Here is a 17,482-nt window from a genome sequence, read left to right as displayed (position 1 = left end):
GCGCGAAGTCGTCGCCGGCACGCTCGGGCAACGTGAAGAACGCGGCGGCCTCCCGGTGCTCATGGTCGACATGCTCTTGTTGCACGTGGGGGCCTCGGGAACGCGGTTCGTTCCGTCGGATGCGGGTCGTCAGTCGTCGGGGTCGGGGTGGGGCCCGCGCATGGCCGACCACCGGTCCAGTCGGCGGCGTATCTGCCCTTCGTAGCCGCTCCCGGTGGGGTGGTAGAAGGTCTCCCGGTCCATGCCCTCGGGGAAGTAGTCGGCGCCGGAGAATCCCTCCGGGGTGTCCGGGTCGTACTGGTAGCCCTCTCCGTAACCGATGTTCTTCATGAGCCGGGTGGGCGCGTTGAGGATGTGCAGCGGAGGCATCAGGGAGCCGGTGCGGCGGGCGCGATGCTGTGCGGCGCCGAACGCGCGATAGACCGCGATGGACTTGGGAGCGGTCGCCAGGTAGGTGACGGCCTGCGCGATGGCCAGTTCGCCTTCGGGTGAGCCGAGACGTTCGTACACGTCCCAGGCCGCCAGGGCCTGTTGTACCGCCTGTGGATCGGCCGTTCCGATGTCCTCGTTGGCGAAGCGTACGAGTCGGCGGGCGATGTACAGAGGGTCCTCGCCGCCGTCGAGCATGCGGGCGAGCCAGTACAGAGCCGCGTCGGGGTCGGAGCCGCGCATGGACTTGTGCAGCGCCGATATCAGGTTGTAATGGCTATCCTGGGCTTTGTCGTACAGCGGAGCCCGCCGCTGGATCTGCTCGGCGAGACCGGAGGTGTCCAGTGGCGGTGTGCCGTCGGGCAGCGCCTGGAGCTCGGCCATGTTGAGCAGGAACCGGCCGTCGCCGTCCGCCATGGCCATCAGGGCCCGGCGGGCCTCGTAGTCCAACGGCAGTGCGCGCCCGGTCAGCTCCTCGGCGCGCGCGATCAGGGTGTCCAGGGCCGTGTCGTCGAGGCGTTTGAGGACGAAGACCCGGCAGCGGGAGAGCAGCGCCCCGTTCAGCTCGAAGCTGGGGTTCTCGGTGGTGGCCCCGACGAGGGTGACCGTGCCGTCCTCCACGTACGGCAGGAAGCTGTCCTGCTGGGCACGGTTGAACCGGTGGATCTCGTCGACGAACAACAGCGTGCCCTGGCCGATCCCGCGCCTGCGCCAGGCCGCCTCGAAGATCTTCCTCAGGTCGGCCACGCCGGAGAACGTGGCCGACAGCGGCTCGAAGGCCAGCTCGGTCCGCTGCGCCAGGAGCCGGGCGATGGTGGTCTTCCCGCATCCGGGCGGCCCCCAAAGGATCGCCGACACCAGCCGCCCCTGCTCCACCATGCGTCCGAGGGGGGCGTCGGACGCGAGCAGGTGCTCCTGCCCGACGACGTCCTCCAGGGTGCGCGGCCGCAGCCGGTCGGCCAGCGGGCGCTGCGTGTCCTCGTCGAACAGGGGCAGCGCTTGCGCTTCGTGCTTCATGGGCGTGTCCTTGGCTCCGGGCCGCACGCGGTCGGTGTGGACAGCGGCCGGGTGTTCATCAGTCGGTGACGCCGCCGTAGGCGATGACCTTGGTGGGGTGCAGGCGGACGACGAGTTCGCCGGGGGCGGCGTTGCGCTTGCCGAATGCCTCGGCCTGGTCCGCGCCCATGTACCGGGCGCCGGCCCGGGTGGCGACATCGAGGAGTTCGTCGAGGTCCTCGCTGAGCGTGACCTCGCCGCGCGCTTCGACGTAGGCGAAGGGCGGCGCGTCGTCGGCGACGCAGAGTGACGCGCGGGGGTTGCGGCGCAGGTTGCGGACCTTGGCCGTCGCGCCGCCTGTGGTGAAGAGGAAGGCCTCGCCGTCGTAGACGTACCAGACGGGGGTGATGTTCGGGGTTCCGTCGGCGCCGACGGTGGCGAACCGTCCGGTATGCGCGCCGCGGGTGACGAAGGCGTGCCATTCCGCGGTCGACATGCTGTGCATGGGCGATCCTTGTCCGTGCTCGGTTCGTCGGTTGCTCGGTGGTTGGTCGGTCAGTTGGTCGGTCGGTCCGTAGTCATCCAGGGCGGCGGTTGCGCGGAACCGTCTCCAGGACGAGGTGGTAGGACTGGTCGACGAGTTCGGCGACCAGGTCCGCGGTGACGCCCCGGCCGGCTCCTACGGAGATCCAGTGCCGCTTGTCGAGGTAGCGGCCCGGAGTGAGCGACGGGTACTGGTCTTGCAGCAGCCGCCCGTACTCCGGTTCCGCCTTGAGGGTGACGATGAGTTCGTCCGGGTCGTCGGTGACGATCAGGAACACCTTGCCCGCCACCTTGTAGACGTCCAGCTGCTCGGTGAACGGGCGCCCGTGGCCGACTCCCGGGAGCGCGAGTGCGGTGCGGCGCGCGGTGTCCTGGAGCTTCGTGCCGTTGAACGACATGCCGGAGGTCAGGCGCGACGGCCGTAGGTGTGCGGGTCGACGGGCTGCTGTGACTTGGCGAGCCCGCTGACGACAAGTCGGTAGGAGTCGGTCACAAGCTCCTTTACCAGCATGTCGTCGATCGTGTTCCCGCCTTCCAGCGTGATCCAGTGCTTCTTGTTCATGTGGTAACCGGGGGTGATCTCTACGTGCTCGTGACGCAGGGCGGCCGCCTCGTCGGGGGCCGATTTGAGAATCACCAAGGGCTCACCCGTCACCTGCGTCATGAGCATGAAGACCTTGCCGCGCACCTTGTACACCTCCCACTCGGGCCCGAACGGGTGCTCCAGCCCGGCCCCGGGAAGTTCCTCGGCGCAGTCGGCCGCGGTCTTCTGCAGCGTCTCTCCGTCCATGGTCATCAGCTCCTTCATCGATCGAAAGCCCCTACCGGTGGTCAGGGCGCTGGGTGTCGCTTCCGGCGTGATCAGTACGAACAGCAGGCGCCCGGCATCCGCGCTGTCCCGCGTAGGCGCCCTCCGCGGAAAAGGCGACGGGCGATGTCCAGGAGGATCTCGCCGCCGTCGCGTCCGGGAAGCTCGTTGCCGGTGCGAGCCATTGGCCGACGGCACGCATGCGCGGGCCGCGGTCCCCATCCTCTTCCCGCGGACGACAATTCGGTCGGCAAACTGCGGACACATGATGGTCGGCAGGCGACACTCGCCCGGGTCGGAGGGAGGTTCCGCCGCCCTCTTCGTCTCGCGGCCCGACTCCGCCGCACGCCCAGAGCCCAGTCCGTCCCGCTGTACGGCTTCCAGCCGCCGGTCGGTGCGCCCGTACGGCCAGGAAGTGACCACCGTCGAGGACTTCCACGCCCACCACGACGACTGGCCGTGGAATCCGCCCCGTCCGGGCCGGGCCACCTTCCACTACCTGATCCTGGTCACGGAGGGTGAACTGCGGCACGACGGCGACAGCCACCGCCTTCGGAGCAGGCAGTGGTCGCGAACTGCCTGCTTTCTTTCGTTGGTTGCCGCCTGCCGGATCAGGGGCGACTGTAGCCGTTTCCGTGTCGCGTCGACATTGCATGGCCACGAGTTCGTAACGAGCCGTTGACAGGCGCGCCTCGCGTGGCGCAATCTCGTCCCGCACTCAGTTGCCAAAACGATTGGGCACGACATGGGCAGGCGGATCGGGATCAAGGACGTGGCGGCTGCCGCCGGAGTCTCGGTGACGACCGTCTCCCACATCCTCAACGAGGTCGAGGGCAAGCGCATCAACGCCGAGACCCGGCAGCGCGTCCTCGAAAGCGCCCGGGAACTGGGGTACGCGCCCAACGGATTGGCGCGGGGGCTGCGGCTGAAGCGGTCGAACACGATCGGCTTCGTCAGCGACCAGATCGCCACCACCCCGCATGCCGGACGGATCATCCTGGGGGCGCAGGAGGAGGCGGCGAAGCACGATCTGCTGCTGCTGATGCTGAACACCGGCGGCGACGCGGAGCTGGAGCGCAGGGAGATCGACCTGCTGTTGCAGCGCCAGGTCGACGGCGTGCTGTACGCGTCCATGTACCACCGGGTCGTGGAGGTTCCGGAGCGGTTGCGGTCGGTCCCCACGGTGCTGCTGGACGCGCGCTCGAACGACCCCGGGGTGCCCTCGGTCGTACCGGACGAGGTCCTTGGCGGGGAGACGGCGGTGCGCGAACTGGTCCGCCACGGTCACCGCCGGATCGGCTTCATCAACAACGTCGACGACATCCCGGCCACCCACGGACGCCTCGAGGGCTACCGGCGTGCACTGGCCGAGGCGGGCATCGCCGAGGACTCCCGTCTGGTAGTGGCCGAGACCGCCGACGCGGGCGGCGGGTACCGGGCGGCGCTTCGACTGCTGCAGGCGGAAGGACGGCCCACCGCGTTGTTCTGCTTCGCCGACCGGGTGGCAATGGGCGTCTACCGCGCCGCCGCCGAACTGGGGCTGTCGATCCCCGAGGACCTGTCGGTGATCGGCTTCGACGACCAGGAACTGATCTGTGACGGCTTGTTCCCCGGGCTGACCACCGTGGCCCTGCCGCACTACGAGATGGGGGCGCGGGCGGTCGCACAGCTGCTCGTGCTCACGGGCGCGCAGGACCAGGGGGCTGGTTCGGCCGCTCAGGAGATGCTGCCCTGCCCGCTGGTGGTACGGGCATCGGTCGCTTCGCCGCCCCGACTCTGACCTCGGAGCGGCGAAGCACCACCGATACAGGCGGCCGTCATCACCGGCCGCCGGCACGGTCTGCCAGGACCGTACCCAGTGAAATTGGAGGACCCCAGTGAACCCAGTGGAATCGAGATCCAGGCGCCTCGCGGTGTCGAGCATAGCCGCCCTGGCCGCGGCGGCGCTCGTGGCCGGCTGTGGCGGCGGTGGCAGCACCGGCTCGTCGGGTGCCGACGGCAACACGCTGACCCTGTGGACGCACAATGCCGGCAACGCTGCCGAGTACGGCGTCGTGAAGCAGGTCGTCAAGGACTTCAACGCCAGTCAGAGCACGTACAAGGTCAAGATCCAGGCGTTCCCGCAGGGTTCCTACAACGACTCGGTGGTGGCTGCGGCGTCCGCCAGGAAGCTTCCGTGTCTCCTCGACGTCGATGGCCCCAATGTCCCGAACTGGGCCTGGGGCGGATACCTCGCGCCGCTGGATCTGTCCAAGGGCCAGGTCGCAGTGAAGGACCAGTTGCCCAGCACGGTCGGCACGTACCAGAACAAGACTTACGCGTCCGGCTTCTACGATGTCGCTCTGACCCTGTACTCCCGCAAGTCTGTCCTGAAGAAGTACGACATCCGCGTCCCCACCCTGGACAAGCCCTGGACCAAGGCCGAGTTCACGGACGCGCTCGCCAAGATCAAGGCGGGCGGCACGTTCAAGAACGCGCTGGACCTCGGCACCGGCGACCCCGGCGAGTGGTGGCCCTACGCCTACTCCCCGATGCTGCAGAGCTTCGGCGGCGACCTGATCGACCGCTCCACCTACAAGACCGCCAAGGGCGCGCTCAACGGTGACAAGGCCGTCGAGTGGGGCAAGTGGTTCCGCTCGCTGGTCACCAAGGGCGACGCGCCGCAGAAGTCCAGCAAGAGCCCCGGCGACGACTTCCGCAACGGCAAGACCGCCATCCAGTGGGACGGCAGCTGGTCCGCCCAGGCCAACATCGACAAGTTCGGCAGCGACCTCGCCATCCTCCCGCCCGTCGACTTCGGCAACGGACCGAAGATCGGCGGAGCCTCCTGGCAGTGGGCCATGAGCTCCACCTGCTCCAACAAGGCAGGCGCCCAGGCATATCTGAACTTCTCCCGGCAGACGAAGTACTTCGTGGACTTCGCCAAGGCCACCGGCACCATCCCCGCCACCGACGCGGCGGCGCAGCAGGTGAAGGGCTACGAGACGGGGGGCCAGTTCAACATCTTCCTCAAGGAGGCGCAGAAGTTCGCGGTGGTGCGGCCCGTGACCCCGGCCTACCCCTACATCTCCACGGTGTTCTCCAAGACAGCCATGGACATCCTGGCCGGCGCCGATGTCAAGGGCGCCCTTGATCAGGCCGTCAGCCAGATCGACAACAACCTGTCGACCAGCAACTACGCCACCGGCAGCTGACCACGTCCGCCCGTCCCGGCGGATGAGCTTCCTCTCTCCTCCTCCGCCGGGGCACGTACCTGCCTGGATGTCCCATGGCCACCACAGTGACCCCAATGTCCACTCGACCCGCCGCCGGTGCTCCACCGACTCGGCCCGCAACGCAGGGCCGTGCACGGCGCAGGGAAAGCCTCGCCGCCCTCGGCATGGTGAGCCCCGCCGTCTTCCTGCTGTTGCTGTTCTTCGTCGTCCCGGTGGTGCTGGCCTTCGCGCTGGCGTTCACCAACGCCCGCCTGGTCTCCCCGGTCCCCGCCCAGTTCACGGGCCTGCAGAACTTCCGCACGCTGCTGGACGACCCGCTGTTCTACAAGTCGCTGCGCAACACCTTCTACTTCGCCGCGGTCGTCGTTCCGCTGCAGGGCGGCCTGGCGCTGGTGCTCGCGCTGCTCGTCAACGCCAAGGTCAAGGGCGTCAACTTCTTCCGGACCGTCTACTTCATCCCGGTCGTCACGTCCATGGTGGTGGTGTCCATCCTGTGGACGTTCATGTACCAGAAGGCGGGGCTGGTCAACGAGTTGATCTCCCACCTCACCTTCGGCCTCGTGCACGGACCGGACTGGCTGAACAACCCGTCCACGTCCATGCCCGCCATCATCCTCATGTCCGTCTGGCAGGGCGTCGGCTTCCACATGATCATCTGGCTGGCCGGCCTCCAGACCATCCCGCAGGACCTGTACGAGGCGGCCGACATCGACGGCGCCACCCGCTGGGTCCGCTTTCGGTACGTGACCTGGCCCGGCCTGCGCACCACCCGCACGTTCGTGCTCATCACCATCACGATCGCCGCGTTCAGCCTGTTCGCACAGGTCAGCGTGATGACGCAGGGCGGTCCCCTGGACTCCACCACCACGGTCGTCTACCAGGCCGTGCAGACCGGATACGCGCAGCAGCAGACCGGATACGCGTCCGCGATCTCCCTCGTCTTCTTCGTCCTGGTGCTGGCCGTCTCCCTCGTCCAACGCTTCCTCACCCGGGAGAAGGGCTGACATGACCTCCGCATCCCCCGCCCCCGCACGTCCGGGCCGCCAGAGGTCGCTGCTGCGCTCGCTCGCCGTGCAGGCGGCGCGCATCGCGCTCGCGCTGTTCTTCGCCTTCCCGATCGTGTTCATGCTGGTGTCGTCGCTGAAGCCCGACCAGCAGATCTTCGGCGACCTGGACGGCATCAAAGCGTTCCTGCCGGTCGGCCATCTGTCCCTGGACAACTACAGCGGGGTCTTCGACCGGGTGCCCGCCGCTCGGTTCCTGCTCAACTCCATCGGGATCTCCGCCGTCACCGTGGTACTGGGCATCTTCGTCAACAGCCTCGCTGCCTTCGCCCTGTCCCGGATGCGCTGGCGCGGCAAGAAGATCGTGCTCACCGCCGTGATCGCGACACTGATCGTGCCGTTCGAGACCTTCGCCCTGCCTCTGGTGTGGTGGGTCAACCAACTGCCCTGGCTCCAGGTGAACGGCTTCCACCTCACCCTGGCCGAGGGCTGGCTGGACACCTACCAGGTGCAGATCCTGCCCTTCGTCGCCAACGCCTTCTCCGTCTTCCTGTTCCACCAGTACTTCCAGAGCATCCCCAAGGAACTCGACGAAGCCGCCGTGATCGACGGGGCGAGCTGGTTCGGCATCTACCGGCGCATCGTCATGCCGCTGTCCGGCCCGGCGATCGCCACGGTGGCCATCCTGACCTTCCTGCCGGCCTGGAACTCCTACCTCTGGCCGCTGATGGTCGTCCAGAGCGAGAACCTGCGCCCGGTCATGGTCGGCATCCAGTACTTCTTCCAGCTCAACCCCTCCTGGGGCCAGATCATGGCCTACTCGTCGATGATCACTGTGCCGGTGCTCGCACTGTTCGTGGCATTCCAGCGGGCCTTCGTCAGCAGCATCGCCTCCAGCGGCGTCAAGGGCTGACCCCCGCCGGGCCCACGCCCGCCGCCCCCACTTTCTTCTGCCACCCCCTGTGCCTCACGCATCCTCCGAAAGGCCCCGTGTGTCCACGCCGCCCGCCGACCCCCACCTGCCCGCCGTGCACCTGCGCCCGCCCCGCAACTGGATCAACGACCCCAACGGGCTGGTCTTCCACGACGGCCACTACCACGTGTTCTTCCAGTACAACCCGCACGGCCCGCAGCACGCGAACATGCACTGGGGCCACTTCCGCAGCCCCGACCTGGTCACCTGGGAACAGATGCCGGTCGCCCTCGCTCCCACCCCCGGCGGCGATGACGCCGACGGCTGCTTCTCCGGCAACGCCGTCTCCGTCGACGGCCGGCTCCTGGCCTTCTACTCCGCGAACCGCACCGGCCGCTGGTGGCAGCCGGTCACCACCGCCGCATCGCACGACGGCGGCCACACCTGGACCAAGCGGCCGGAGCTGCTCATCCCGCAGCCACCCGCCGAGACCACGATGTACCGCGACCCCTACGTCTGGCAGCAGGACGGCCGTTGGCGGATGCTGGTCGGCTCCGCCCTCGCCGACGGCCGGGGCGCCGCGCAGCTGTACGAGTCGACGGACCTGGACAACTGGCAGTACCTGGGCCCGTTCGCCGCCGACGCCCCGAGGCCGCTGCCCGGCGGCACCGACACCGGTGCCGGTTGGGAGTGCCCCCAGTACGCCTTCTGGCCGCTGCCAGACGGCGCGGGGCGGCAGGGCCTGCTGATCATCAGCACCTGGGACACCGAGGCCGGCCCCCAGGCCACCGCCGCCTACCCCGGCCGCGAGACCCCCGACGGCACCTTCCACCCCTCGGCACCTGTCCGGCTCGACCACGGCCCGGACTTCTACGCCCCCGCACTGCTGCAGGCCCCGGACGGTCGATGGTTGCTGTGGGCCTGGTCGTGGGAAGCCCGCGAACCCACCTGGGTACGAGCGGCGGGCTGGGCGGGACTGCTCACCCTCCCCCGCGAGATCACCCTCGCGGCCGACGGCACCGTCCACCAGCAGCCCGCCCGGGAAGTCGCCGGACTGCGCGGCGAGCAACTCCTGTACGCCACCGGCCGCGCCCAGGCAGATCCGGCCGCACTCGGCGAAGTCGGCAGCACCTTCGACCTCACCGCCCGGCTCACGCCTTCGCCGGGCCGGCCAGGCGGTCTCCGGCTGGTCACCTCGGCCGACGGCAGCGAGCACCTGGACGTCACTGTCGACACCGTCGCCGGCGACGTGGTCGTCGACCGCTCCCACGCCTCCCGCGACCCCCGGGCCGTCGCCGGCACCTACCGCATCCCCTGCCCGGCGGCCCGCTCCGGGGCACCGGTCGAAGTGCGCATGGTGGTCGACCGGTCCGTTCTCGAACTCTTCCTCAGCACCGGAGAAGCCCTGACCCTGCGCTTCTACCCGGTCTCCGATGCTCCCTGGTCGCTGCAGGCCCGAGCCGTCCACTTCACCGTCCAGGCATGGAGTCTCGCCGCCCCCGCGGAGCCCGTCCCCGGCACCGCAACCCAAGACGCCCCCCACGCGCACCACCCGATCCCCGCACGAGGAGCGCCATGTCCAGAACCACCCGTCCCCGCCGCAGGCTTCTCACGGCCCTGACCGTCCTGTCCGGGCTGGGCCTGCTCGCCGCCACGCCGGCCGCCGCCGACACCCTCTACCACGAGAAGTACCGCCCCCAGTTCCACTTCAGCCCGGCCCAGAACTGGATGAACGACCCCAACGGCCTGATCTGGTACAAGGGCAAGTACCACCTGTTCTTCCAGTACAACCCGTCCGGCAACAGCTGGGGCAACATGTCCTGGGGCCACGCCGTCAGCACCGACCTCGTCCACTGGAAGCAACTCCCGGTCGCCATCCCCCAGGACGACAACGAGATGGTCTTCTCCGGCAGCGTGGTGCTGGACAAGAACAACACCACCGGCTTCGGGACCCAGAAGAACCCGCCGCTGGTCGCCGTCTACACCAGCCTGGTGAAGTCCACCGGTGTCCAGCGGCAGTCACTGGCATACAGCACCGACGGCGGCACCACCTGGACCAAGTACTCCGGCAACCCGGTCCTCGACCTGAACTCCGTCAACTTCCGTGACCCGAAGGTCTTCTGGTACGCCCCCACGCACAGCTGGCTGATGGCCGTCGCCCTCTCCGACCAGCACCAGATCGCCTTCTACAGCTCCCATGACCTCAAGCACTGGAACCACCTGAGCGACTTCGGCCCGGCCGGGGCGACCGGCGGGGTGTGGGAGTGCCCGGACCTGTTCCCGATGCCCGTGGACGGCAACCCGAAGAAGACCAAGTGGGTGCTGGCGGTCAACCTCAACCCCGGTGCCATCGCGGGCGGTTCCGGTGCCCAGTACTTCGTCGGCGACTTCGACGGCAAGAAGTTCACCGCCGACGACAGCGGCACCTACACCCCGCCGAGCGGCACCGTGCTGCAGGACTTCGAATCCGGTTCCTTCGGCGGCTGGACGGCCGACGGGAGCGCGTTCGGCACAGCGCCGGCGACCGGCCCGGTGGACGGCCAGGGTTCGGTCACCGGCTTCGACGGCAAGGACTTCACCAACAGCTTCCACGGCGGTGACGCCTCCACCGGCACGCTCACCTCGCCCGCGTTCACCGTGACCAGCAACTACATCAACTTCAAGGTCGGCGGTGGCAACCACCCGTACCAGACCGGCTCCATCCTGGGCGACGAGCCGACGCCGACCGGCGAAACACTCGCCGACTTCGAGGGCGGTACCTACTCCAGCCCCATCGGCGACTGGACCACCACCGGCGACGCCTTCGGCACCGGACCGGCGCAGGGAACCCTCCCCAACCAGCAACAGGTCACCGGCTACCTCGGAGGTGGGCTCGCCAACAGCTACCTGAACGGCGATGCCTCCACGGGCACCCTGACCTCCCCGCCCTTCACCATCGACAAGAAGTACCTGGACTTCCTCATCGGCGGCGGCTACCACGCCGCGAGCTACGACGCTCCCACGGCCGTCGAACTCGTCGTCGACGGCAAGGTGGTGCGCTCGGCCACCGGTGCCAACGGCGAGGCCCTGAACTGGTCCTCGTGGGACCTGTCCGACCTGCAGGGCAAGCAGGCCCAGATCAAGGTCGTGGACGCCAACACCGGCGGCTGGGGCCACATCAACCTCGACCAGGTCGTCCTCTCCGACACCCAGGCGAAGCCCCACTCCAACGAGACCGGCGTCAACCTCCTCGTCGACGGCAAGGTCGTGCAGAACGCCACCGGCGCCAACTCCGAGAACCTGGACTGGGCCACCTTCAACACCACCGCCTACAAGGGCAAGCAGGTCCGGCTCCAGATCGTCGATGCCAACACCAGCGGCTGGGGACACATCCTCGCCGACCAGTTCACCGCCGCCGACAAGCCCGCCCTGTCCGCCACCCAGCGCGCCCACTGGCTCGACTACGGCCAGGACTTCTACGCCGCCAACACCTTCACCGACGCCCCCGGCGGCCGACGCGTCATGATCGCCTGGATGAACAGCTGGAACTACGGCGGGAGCATCCCCACCAGTCCCTGGCGCAGCGCCGACACCTTCCCCCGCCAGCTCTCCCTGACAACCGCGAACGGCAAGACCCAGCTGGTCCAGAATCCGGTCAGCGAACTGAGATCCCTCCGCCGCGCCGGCACCACCGTCCCGGCCAGGACCGTCACCAACGGCATCACCCCGCTCGGCGTTCACGGCAGCACCCTGGAGCTCAAGGCCGACCTCACCCCGGGCACCGCCACCCGCTTCGGCCTCGACGTCCGCACCGGCACTGCCGGACAGCGCACCCGAATCGGCTACGACACCAGCACCGGCGAGGTCTACCTCGACCGCACCGGCTCAGGCGCGACCGACTTCGACCCCACCTTCTCCAGCACCGACCGCGCCCCGCTCGCTCTCCACGGCAAGCACCTGCACCTGCACGTCCTCGTCGACACCTCGTCCGTCGAGGTCTACGCCGAGAACGCGCGAGGCGAACAAGTCGTCCTCACCGACCAGATCTTCCCCGACCCCTCCAGCACCGGCGTCGACGCCTTCGCCGACAACGGAACCGCCGAACTCACCCGCCTGCAGGCATGGCGACTGGCATCCATCTGGAAGTGACCCATCCCGGGTGTGTTGTCAGAGCACGCCAGTGCCGGGCAACACACCCGGCGCTCCACTGCTGGATCGAGCGGGCGAGTGATCAGGATCGCGGGGCAGACCACGGGCCTTCCTCACCCGGCTCGGCACCTCACGTCCTGGTTCAGAGAAGTGACCAGGCCAAACGAGACAGCACCGCTCTGGGCCGGACCTACTCAGCGACGGAGAGGCCGCTCGCGTCTCATCCCATCGGCCAGCTGCTGGCGGGCCACATACAGCGCCGTGTCCAACTGACGGGTGCCTGTGATCACACACAGCGTGTACGTCACATCCTCGAGCTGGCGCCTGACCTCCGCGCCGCCACCGGACGCCAAACGCCGCCTGAGCCTCTCGCTGCGCTCGACGAGCTCCCGCAGGAGCGAAGGATGCGCCCTCAGCATGACCGCCACCTCCGGCCTCGCCCGTTCGGACCTACACCTCACTCATACGGTCGCAGTCGTCGGCGCCGACCGCACCCGGAAGGCGTGCGGCCCCGCCTGGTCATGCCTCCAGGACGCGTCCGGAAGCCGGACAGCGCCTTTGCGAAATATCGTTGGGCCGGGCGCACTCGGCGCACGGGCACTGTGTGGCTGCACCGCTGGGAGAACGGTCCAGCCGGGCGGGCAGTCCCGCAGGCACCGTCGCGGATTCGGGCCGGGCCCGCCCGTCCGCGGGATCATCCTGCGGCCCCTCCTGTTGCCGGCTGGCCGCGACGCGCCAGCACCGGACCACCGGTTCGCCGAACAGCGCATAGACGCTCACCTGGGGAGACCCGGCACCACCACGGACACCGCCGCGAGGATCACAGTAGTCACCGCGATGCCGACAATCACGGCCCGTCCGTTCCACGACGCCAGCCGCTTCGTCCTGTGTTCGCAAACAGCGGCCCCGTTGTGATCGTCGGCCTCGGACCGGAGCCGGTAAGCCTTCAGGGAGGCTGCACAGGGCTCATCCTCGTAAGCATCCATGAACTACCCAACGAACGACCAAAGGATCCGAAACAGCACCAAAGCCGGCGGACCGGCCCCGGACGTCGGGCGACACCGGCGAGCGCGCCACGCTCCCCCGCGCCGGCCCTCACACTGATGGGGGCTTTTGAATGTGGCTCTGGCCGCAGTTCGTCATGGATATCGTCGCCTGTCGCCCGACGCGACGCTGCGCCGTCGCCGAGCGCCTCGACGTCGCATGCAAAGCCGAAGCTGTCGTTGGTGCGTTGGGAGGGAGACGAATGAGCCCGGTGGGTGACGATCAATCCACGATTGTGGTGGCTCGACGGTCGTAGTGCTGAGGGTCACCCTGGGCGAGACGGAGTCGCCCATGTCCGCGTGTGGATCTCCGGTGCTTCCCACGGGACCGGAACCACCGGCAGGACGATGCGGGAGGGCCGGGCGGGGTCGTGGAAGACGCGCTGGCGGGCCACTCGGGCCGTCATCGGCCTGGCTTTCGAGCGGGCGACCGAGGGGATGGAGGGCAGCGATCAGGCCCTGGGCGCCATGACGGGCGCGTACGCGCGGCTGATATCGGCGCGCCCCGAAACGCTTTTTGTTTCGCTCTGCGGTTCGAGGCGGGGTTGGCCTGAAGAATTTCGGCTGCGCCGCTGACCGGTCGGGCGCGGTCATTTGGAAAGCAGGGCGGAGGATCCACGTCACCGGACCGGCCCTCCGAAAGGCAGGATGGGGGCCTCAAGGGCTTCGTCGCGGTCGCACACGAGGGTGTCTCCGTGCACCCGCAGGCGGGCGACCTGGATCGAGCTTCTGCGGTCGTTGTGGGTGCTGTGGTGCACAGCACCTTCGTCGAAGCGCCCGGGATGCGTGAAGTAGAAGACGAAGGCACCGAGTTCACTGGTGACGACATCGGCGTGGAATCCGTATGACGCGTCGTCCGTTCCCTGCCCCGGCCGATCGAGAACGAGCCCTCGCGGTTCCCAGGTCTCCAGATCCAGCGAGTGAAGCACCCGCAGGCCGTGCCATTCGTCGACGAGCATCCAGTAGCTGCCGCCGAACTCGAAGACGTTCGGGCCTTCGTGCTCCGAGCACTCGACGGCAGGTCCTCGGACGGTCCACCGCATCAGGTCGTCGCTGTCCGCCGCGTGGGTGTGCGCGTGATCGGCCTCGTCCTTATACCACATGCGGTAGCCGCCCGCGGGGAGCCGCAGGACGCAGGCATCGATCACTGTCTCGGACGAGAGCGACAGGGTGGCACGGTAGGTCCACGAGAAGAGGTCGTGGCTCGTGTAGTGACGGATCACGCGTCCATGGCCAGCCCACTGGGTCGGAACACCGCGGATCACACTGACGAACATGTGGTATTCGGTTCCGTCGTCGACGATCTCGGGGGCCCAGTAGGTGTGCCGCCCGGGCTCGATGTCCAGTCCTTGGGCAGTTCCCCGGTACAGCCAGGTGGCTCCGCCGTCCGAGGAGGACGCGATCCCGATGTCGGTCCCGTGCACCCAGCTCACGTCGTTCATCGGTGGGGCGTCGGCGCGGCGGCTCGTGTAGAACATCCACCACTCGCCGGCGTGCCGGTTCCAGATGACGGTGGGGTCGGCCGCGCCGTCGTGCATGGGGTCTCGGAACAGAGGTCGGGCAACGGTTGTCATCGGTTCTTCCCAGGCGTGAGTGCGGTGGTGTCCCGTTTCACCGGCCGGGGCGCGGGTGATCCTGATGGCCCGGTCCGCGGCCGGCAGGTCATGCGCCGGTGTCGGCGGCGGTGGCATGGACCGGCGGGCGGTCGGTACGTCGACGTCGTCAGTTCTGCCGGCGTGTCAGGCGGATCATGTTCCAGGAGAGCGGTTCGAGTTCGGCGTGCAGGACGCCGTCCGTGAGGGTCGTGCCGGTGGCGGCGTGCGGGGTGACACGGTCGGGCCGGTCCGCGGTGTTGGTGGCCTCCGGGTCGCTGTCGGCCAGGACCAGGTGCTCGGCCACGGTGCGGGCGTCGACCCCGCGCAGGTCGATCTCCAGCGGCAGCGTGTCCGTCTGGCTGCGGTTGACCGCGAAGACGGTGATGTCGCCGGTCTCGTCGTCGGTCACCGCGGTGGCGTGCAGCAGCGGCACGTCACCGAAGCGGGCGGTGGGGTACGTCGGGCTGTCCACCTCGACGCGCAGCACCCTGCCGCGTCCGTACGCCGACGCCTGGGCGAAGGGGAAGAACGTGGTCTGCCGCCAGGCCGGGCCGCCCGGCTCGGTCATGACCGGCGCGATGACGTTGACGAGTTGGGCGAGCGAGGCGGAGGTGACCCGGTCGGCGTGCCGCAGCAGGGCGATGAGCATCGAGCCGAGGACCACGGCGTCGGTGACCGAGTAGTTGTCCTCCAGCAGGCGGGGAGCCTTGTCCCAGTCCGGCGGGGTGGCGGCCTCACTACGGCTCATGTACCAGACGTTCCACTCGTCGAAGGAGAGGTTGATCCGCTTCGTCGCCTTCAGTCGTGCGCGGACGTGGTCGCAGGTGGCGACGACCGACTCGATGAAGTGCTCCATGTCGACGGCCGAGGCCAGGAAGGAGTCGCGGTCGCCGTCGGTCTCCTCGTAGTAGGCGTGCAGCGAGACGTAGTCGACCTCGTCGTACGCGGCTTCCAGAACGGTCGCCTCCCAGGAGGCGAAGGTGGCTATGCCCGAGCCCGAACTGCCGCAGGCGACCAGCTCCAGGCCGGGATCGATCATCCTCATGGCACGGGCGGTCTCGACGGCGAGCCGCCCGTACTCCTCCGCCGTCTTGTGCCCGATCTGCCAGGGACCGTCCATCTCGTTGCCCAGGCACCACATCTTGATGCCGTACGGCTCCTTGGCCCCGTGGGCGATACGGCGGTCGGACAGCTCGGTGCCGCCGGGGTGGTTGCAGTACTCCAGCAGCTGCGCGGCCTCCGCCACGCCGCGGGTGCCGAGGTTGACGGCCATCATGGGCTCCATGCCGGTCTTGGCACAGAAGTCCATGAACTCGCCGAGGCCGAACTCGTTGCTCTCGGTGGACCGCCAGGCCAGGTCCAGCCGGGCCGGCCGCTCCTCGCGCGGGCCCACGCTGTCCTCCCAGCGGTAGCCGGAGACGAAGTTGCCGCCGGGGTAACGGACGGTGGTCACACCGAGCTCACGGACCAGCTCCAGGACGTCCTGGCGCAGTCCGTCCGCGTCGGCGGCGGGGTGGCCGGGCTCGTAGATGCCTGTGTAGACGCAGCGCCCCATGTGCTCGACGAACGATCCGTACAGACGCGGGTTGACGCTGCCGACGGCGAAGGCCGAGTCGAGCGTGAAGCGGGCGGCCGGGGTGGTGGTGGGCTCGGACATGACTGCCTTTCGGACGTCACTTCGGACGTCGACGTGGATGGAGAAGGGAGGGAGACGGGAGACGAGGGCGGTCAGAGCGCCAGGGCGCAGACCACCGAAGGAGCGGAGATCGGCGGGTGGGGCTGGGCGAGGGTCCCGTCCTGCTGGACCCGCAGGGCGGCGAGCGTGCCGCTGTGCTGATTGGCGACGAGCAGATGACCGCCCACCAGAGCGAGGCCGCGGGGCCATGTGCCGCCGGCCAGGACCTCGCCGAGAGGTTCCAGGACGGTGCCGGCGAGGCGGAACGCGGCGATGGTGTCCGCGCCGCGGTTGGTCACCCACACGAAGCGCCCGCAGGGCGACGCGACGATTCCGCCGGGCTGGTTCACGACGTCCTTCACTGTCGTGGCGGGAGCGGAGGAGAGAGCCGTCAGGGTGCCGTCGGTGGCGTCGTAGCCGTGGCAGGTGACGGTCGAGGACAGCTCATCGGCGCTGAACACCAGGTCGCCGCCGGGTGCGAAGGCGAGGTGGCGGGGTCCGGATCCCGAGGGCATCGGGTTCACCGCGGCCCGCTCCAGGGTTCCGGTGAGGGTGTCGAGCCGGTAGGTGAGAACGGCGTCCGCCCCCAGGTCGGTGGCCAGCACGAAACGGCCCGCGGGGTCGACGAGGACCTGGTGGGCATGGCTGCCCTCCTGCCGCCCTGTGACCGGGCCCGACCCCTGGTGGACGACGAGGTCGGTCGGCTCCCGAAGGCGGCCGTCCGCGCCGAGCCGGTGCACCGCGACGGTACCGGGCGCGATGTCGCTGCCGTAGTTCGCGGTCAGCAGCCACTCCCCACTCGGGTGGACGGTGAGGTGGCACGGGTTCGCCCCGCCGCTGCTCGCCGGGTCGCCCAGCGGGGACAGGGTGCCGTCGGCGGCGCGGGCGACGGCGCTGACGGTTCCCGTCTCGGTCTCGTTCGTGCTGTAGACGACGTCGAGTGACGGGTGCGCTGCCAGGAAGGAGGCCCCGCTGACGGGCAGCGGCTTCACCTCGTCGTCGTAGGCCATGCGGCCGGTCGCAGGATCGAGCAGGAGAGCGGCGATGCCGGGGCCGTCGCCGCCGGAGTCCGTGGTGTAGGAGCCGGTGAGGACGGGGATCGCGCCGGTGGCTGGGCTTGAGGGCATGGGGGT

14 protein-coding genes are annotated in these 17,482 nt (G+C 68.9%); 6 read left to right on the top strand and 8 right to left on the bottom strand.

Features of this window, described 5'->3' with window-relative positions:
* Nucleotides 1-129: 129 nt before the first annotated feature.
* The 4 genes from QF027_RS47880 to QF027_RS47865 form a co-directional block, all read right to left on the bottom strand.
* Nucleotides 130-1,446, bottom strand: a complete 1,317-nt coding sequence (locus QF027_RS47880; protein WP_307081932.1) for a replication-associated recombination protein A — start codon at nt 1,444-1,446, stop codon at nt 130-132.
* A 58-nt stretch (nt 1,447-1,504) separates the two neighbouring features.
* Nucleotides 1,505-1,930, bottom strand: a complete 426-nt coding sequence (locus tag QF027_RS47875) for a PPOX class F420-dependent oxidoreductase (protein ID WP_307081931.1) — start codon at nt 1,928-1,930, stop codon at nt 1,505-1,507.
* Nucleotides 1,931-2,003: 73 nt separating this feature from the next.
* A complete protein-coding gene (locus tag QF027_RS47870) occupies nt 2,004-2,366 on the bottom strand; it encodes an MmcQ/YjbR family DNA-binding protein (RefSeq protein WP_306972548.1) in 363 nt (120 codons plus the stop codon).
* An 8-nt stretch (nt 2,367-2,374) separates the two neighbouring features.
* Nucleotides 2,375-2,758: an MmcQ/YjbR family DNA-binding protein gene (locus tag QF027_RS47865; RefSeq protein ID WP_307081930.1), complete on the bottom strand. Its 384-nt coding sequence runs from the start codon at nt 2,756-2,758 to the stop codon at nt 2,375-2,377.
* A gap of 763 nt (nt 2,759-3,521) precedes the next feature.
* Here QF027_RS47865 and QF027_RS47860 point away from each other — a divergent pair.
* The 6 genes from QF027_RS47860 (at nt 3,522) to QF027_RS47835 (ending at nt 12,036) form a co-directional block, all read left to right on the top strand.
* The gene (locus tag QF027_RS47860) at nt 3,522-4,556 is read left to right on the top strand and encodes a LacI family DNA-binding transcriptional regulator (protein ID WP_307081929.1); all 1,035 of its coding nucleotides are present in this window, start codon (nt 3,522-3,524) and stop codon (nt 4,554-4,556) included.
* Between the two features lie 133 nt (nt 4,557-4,689).
* Nucleotides 4,690-5,970 carry an extracellular solute-binding protein gene (locus QF027_RS47855; RefSeq protein ID WP_307081925.1) on the top strand — a complete coding sequence of 427 codons (1,281 nt, stop codon included), beginning with the start codon at nt 4,690-4,692 and terminating at the stop codon, nt 5,968-5,970.
* Between the two features lie 95 nt (nt 5,971-6,065).
* Entirely contained in the window at nt 6,066-6,995 is a 930-nt protein-coding gene (locus QF027_RS47850) for a carbohydrate ABC transporter permease (protein WP_307081923.1), read from the top strand.
* A gap of 1 nt (nt 6,996) precedes the next feature.
* Nucleotides 6,997-7,908, top strand: a complete 912-nt coding sequence (locus tag QF027_RS47845) for a carbohydrate ABC transporter permease (RefSeq protein ID WP_307081921.1) — start codon at nt 6,997-6,999, stop codon at nt 7,906-7,908.
* A gap of 79 nt (nt 7,909-7,987) precedes the next feature.
* Entirely contained in the window at nt 7,988-9,529 is a 1,542-nt protein-coding gene (locus QF027_RS47840; protein WP_307081920.1) for a glycoside hydrolase family 32 protein, read from the top strand.
* Nucleotides 9,484-12,036, top strand: a complete 2,553-nt coding sequence (locus QF027_RS47835) for a glycoside hydrolase family 32 protein (RefSeq protein WP_307081918.1) — start codon at nt 9,484-9,486, stop codon at nt 12,034-12,036. Before QF027_RS47840 ends, QF027_RS47835 begins: the two co-directional genes overlap by 46 nt.
* Before the next feature lie 194 nt (nt 12,037-12,230).
* On the opposite strand, the gene QF027_RS47830 is transcribed toward QF027_RS47835, so the two are convergent.
* The 4 genes from QF027_RS47830 to QF027_RS47815 form a co-directional block, all read right to left on the bottom strand.
* Nucleotides 12,231-12,455 carry a DUF5133 domain-containing protein gene (locus tag QF027_RS47830; protein WP_306972558.1) on the bottom strand — a complete coding sequence of 75 codons (225 nt, stop codon included), beginning with the start codon at nt 12,453-12,455 and terminating at the stop codon, nt 12,231-12,233.
* A gap of 1,244 nt (nt 12,456-13,699) precedes the next feature.
* A complete protein-coding gene (locus tag QF027_RS47825) occupies nt 13,700-14,617 on the bottom strand; it encodes a glycosyl hydrolase (protein ID WP_307081916.1) in 918 nt (305 codons plus the stop codon).
* Nucleotides 14,618-14,801: 184 nt separating this feature from the next.
* On the bottom strand, nt 14,802-16,331 hold the full coding sequence (arfA, locus tag QF027_RS47820) for an arabinosylfuranosidase ArfA (RefSeq protein ID WP_307081913.1): 1,530 nt from the start codon (nt 16,329-16,331) through the stop codon (nt 14,802-14,804).
* Between the two features lie 71 nt (nt 16,332-16,402).
* Complete coding sequence (locus QF027_RS47815; RefSeq protein ID WP_306972564.1) at nt 16,403-17,476, bottom strand: lactonase family protein; 1,074 nt, start codon at nt 17,474-17,476, stop codon at nt 16,403-16,405.
* Between the last annotated feature and the right edge of the window lie 6 nt (nt 17,477-17,482).

The organism is Streptomyces canus, from assembly GCF_030816965.1.
Lineage (GTDB): Bacteria > Actinomycetota > Actinomycetes > Streptomycetales > Streptomycetaceae > Streptomyces > Streptomyces canus_E.
The sequence above is the reverse complement of the archived record's forward strand: the minus strand, read 5'-3'. Positions and strand labels throughout refer to the sequence as shown.

Coding starts and splice junctions, on each gene's coding strand:
- QF027_RS47825 (WP_307081916.1), bottom strand. CDS start 14,617: ATGCACGACGGCGCGGCCGACCCCACCGTCATCTGGAACCGGCACGCC.
- QF027_RS47845 (WP_307081921.1), top strand. CDS start 6,997: ATGACCTCCGCATCCCCCGCCCCCGCACGTCCGGGCCGCCAGAGGTCG.
- QF027_RS47850 (WP_307081923.1), top strand. CDS start 6,066: ATGTCCACTCGACCCGCCGCCGGTGCTCCACCGACTCGGCCCGCAACG.
- QF027_RS47875 (WP_307081931.1), bottom strand. CDS start 1,930: ATGCACAGCATGTCGACCGCGGAATGGCACGCCTTCGTCACCCGCGGC.
- QF027_RS47860 (WP_307081929.1), top strand. CDS start 3,522: ATGGGCAGGCGGATCGGGATCAAGGACGTGGCGGCTGCCGCCGGAGTC.
- QF027_RS47870 (WP_306972548.1), bottom strand. CDS start 2,366: ATGTCGTTCAACGGCACGAAGCTCCAGGACACCGCGCGCCGCACCGCA.
- QF027_RS47830 (WP_306972558.1), bottom strand. CDS start 12,455: ATGCTGAGGGCGCATCCTTCGCTCCTGCGGGAGCTCGTCGAGCGCAGC.
- arfA (WP_307081913.1), bottom strand. CDS start 16,331: ATGTCCGAGCCCACCACCACCCCGGCCGCCCGCTTCACGCTCGACTCG.
- QF027_RS47815 (WP_306972564.1), bottom strand. CDS start 17,476: ATGCCCTCAAGCCCAGCCACCGGCGCGATCCCCGTCCTCACCGGCTCC.
- QF027_RS47880 (WP_307081932.1), bottom strand. CDS start 1,446: ATGAAGCACGAAGCGCAAGCGCTGCCCCTGTTCGACGAGGACACGCAG.
- QF027_RS47835 (WP_307081918.1), top strand. CDS start 9,484: ATGTCCAGAACCACCCGTCCCCGCCGCAGGCTTCTCACGGCCCTGACC.
- QF027_RS47865 (WP_307081930.1), bottom strand. CDS start 2,758: ATGGACGGAGAGACGCTGCAGAAGACCGCGGCCGACTGCGCCGAGGAA.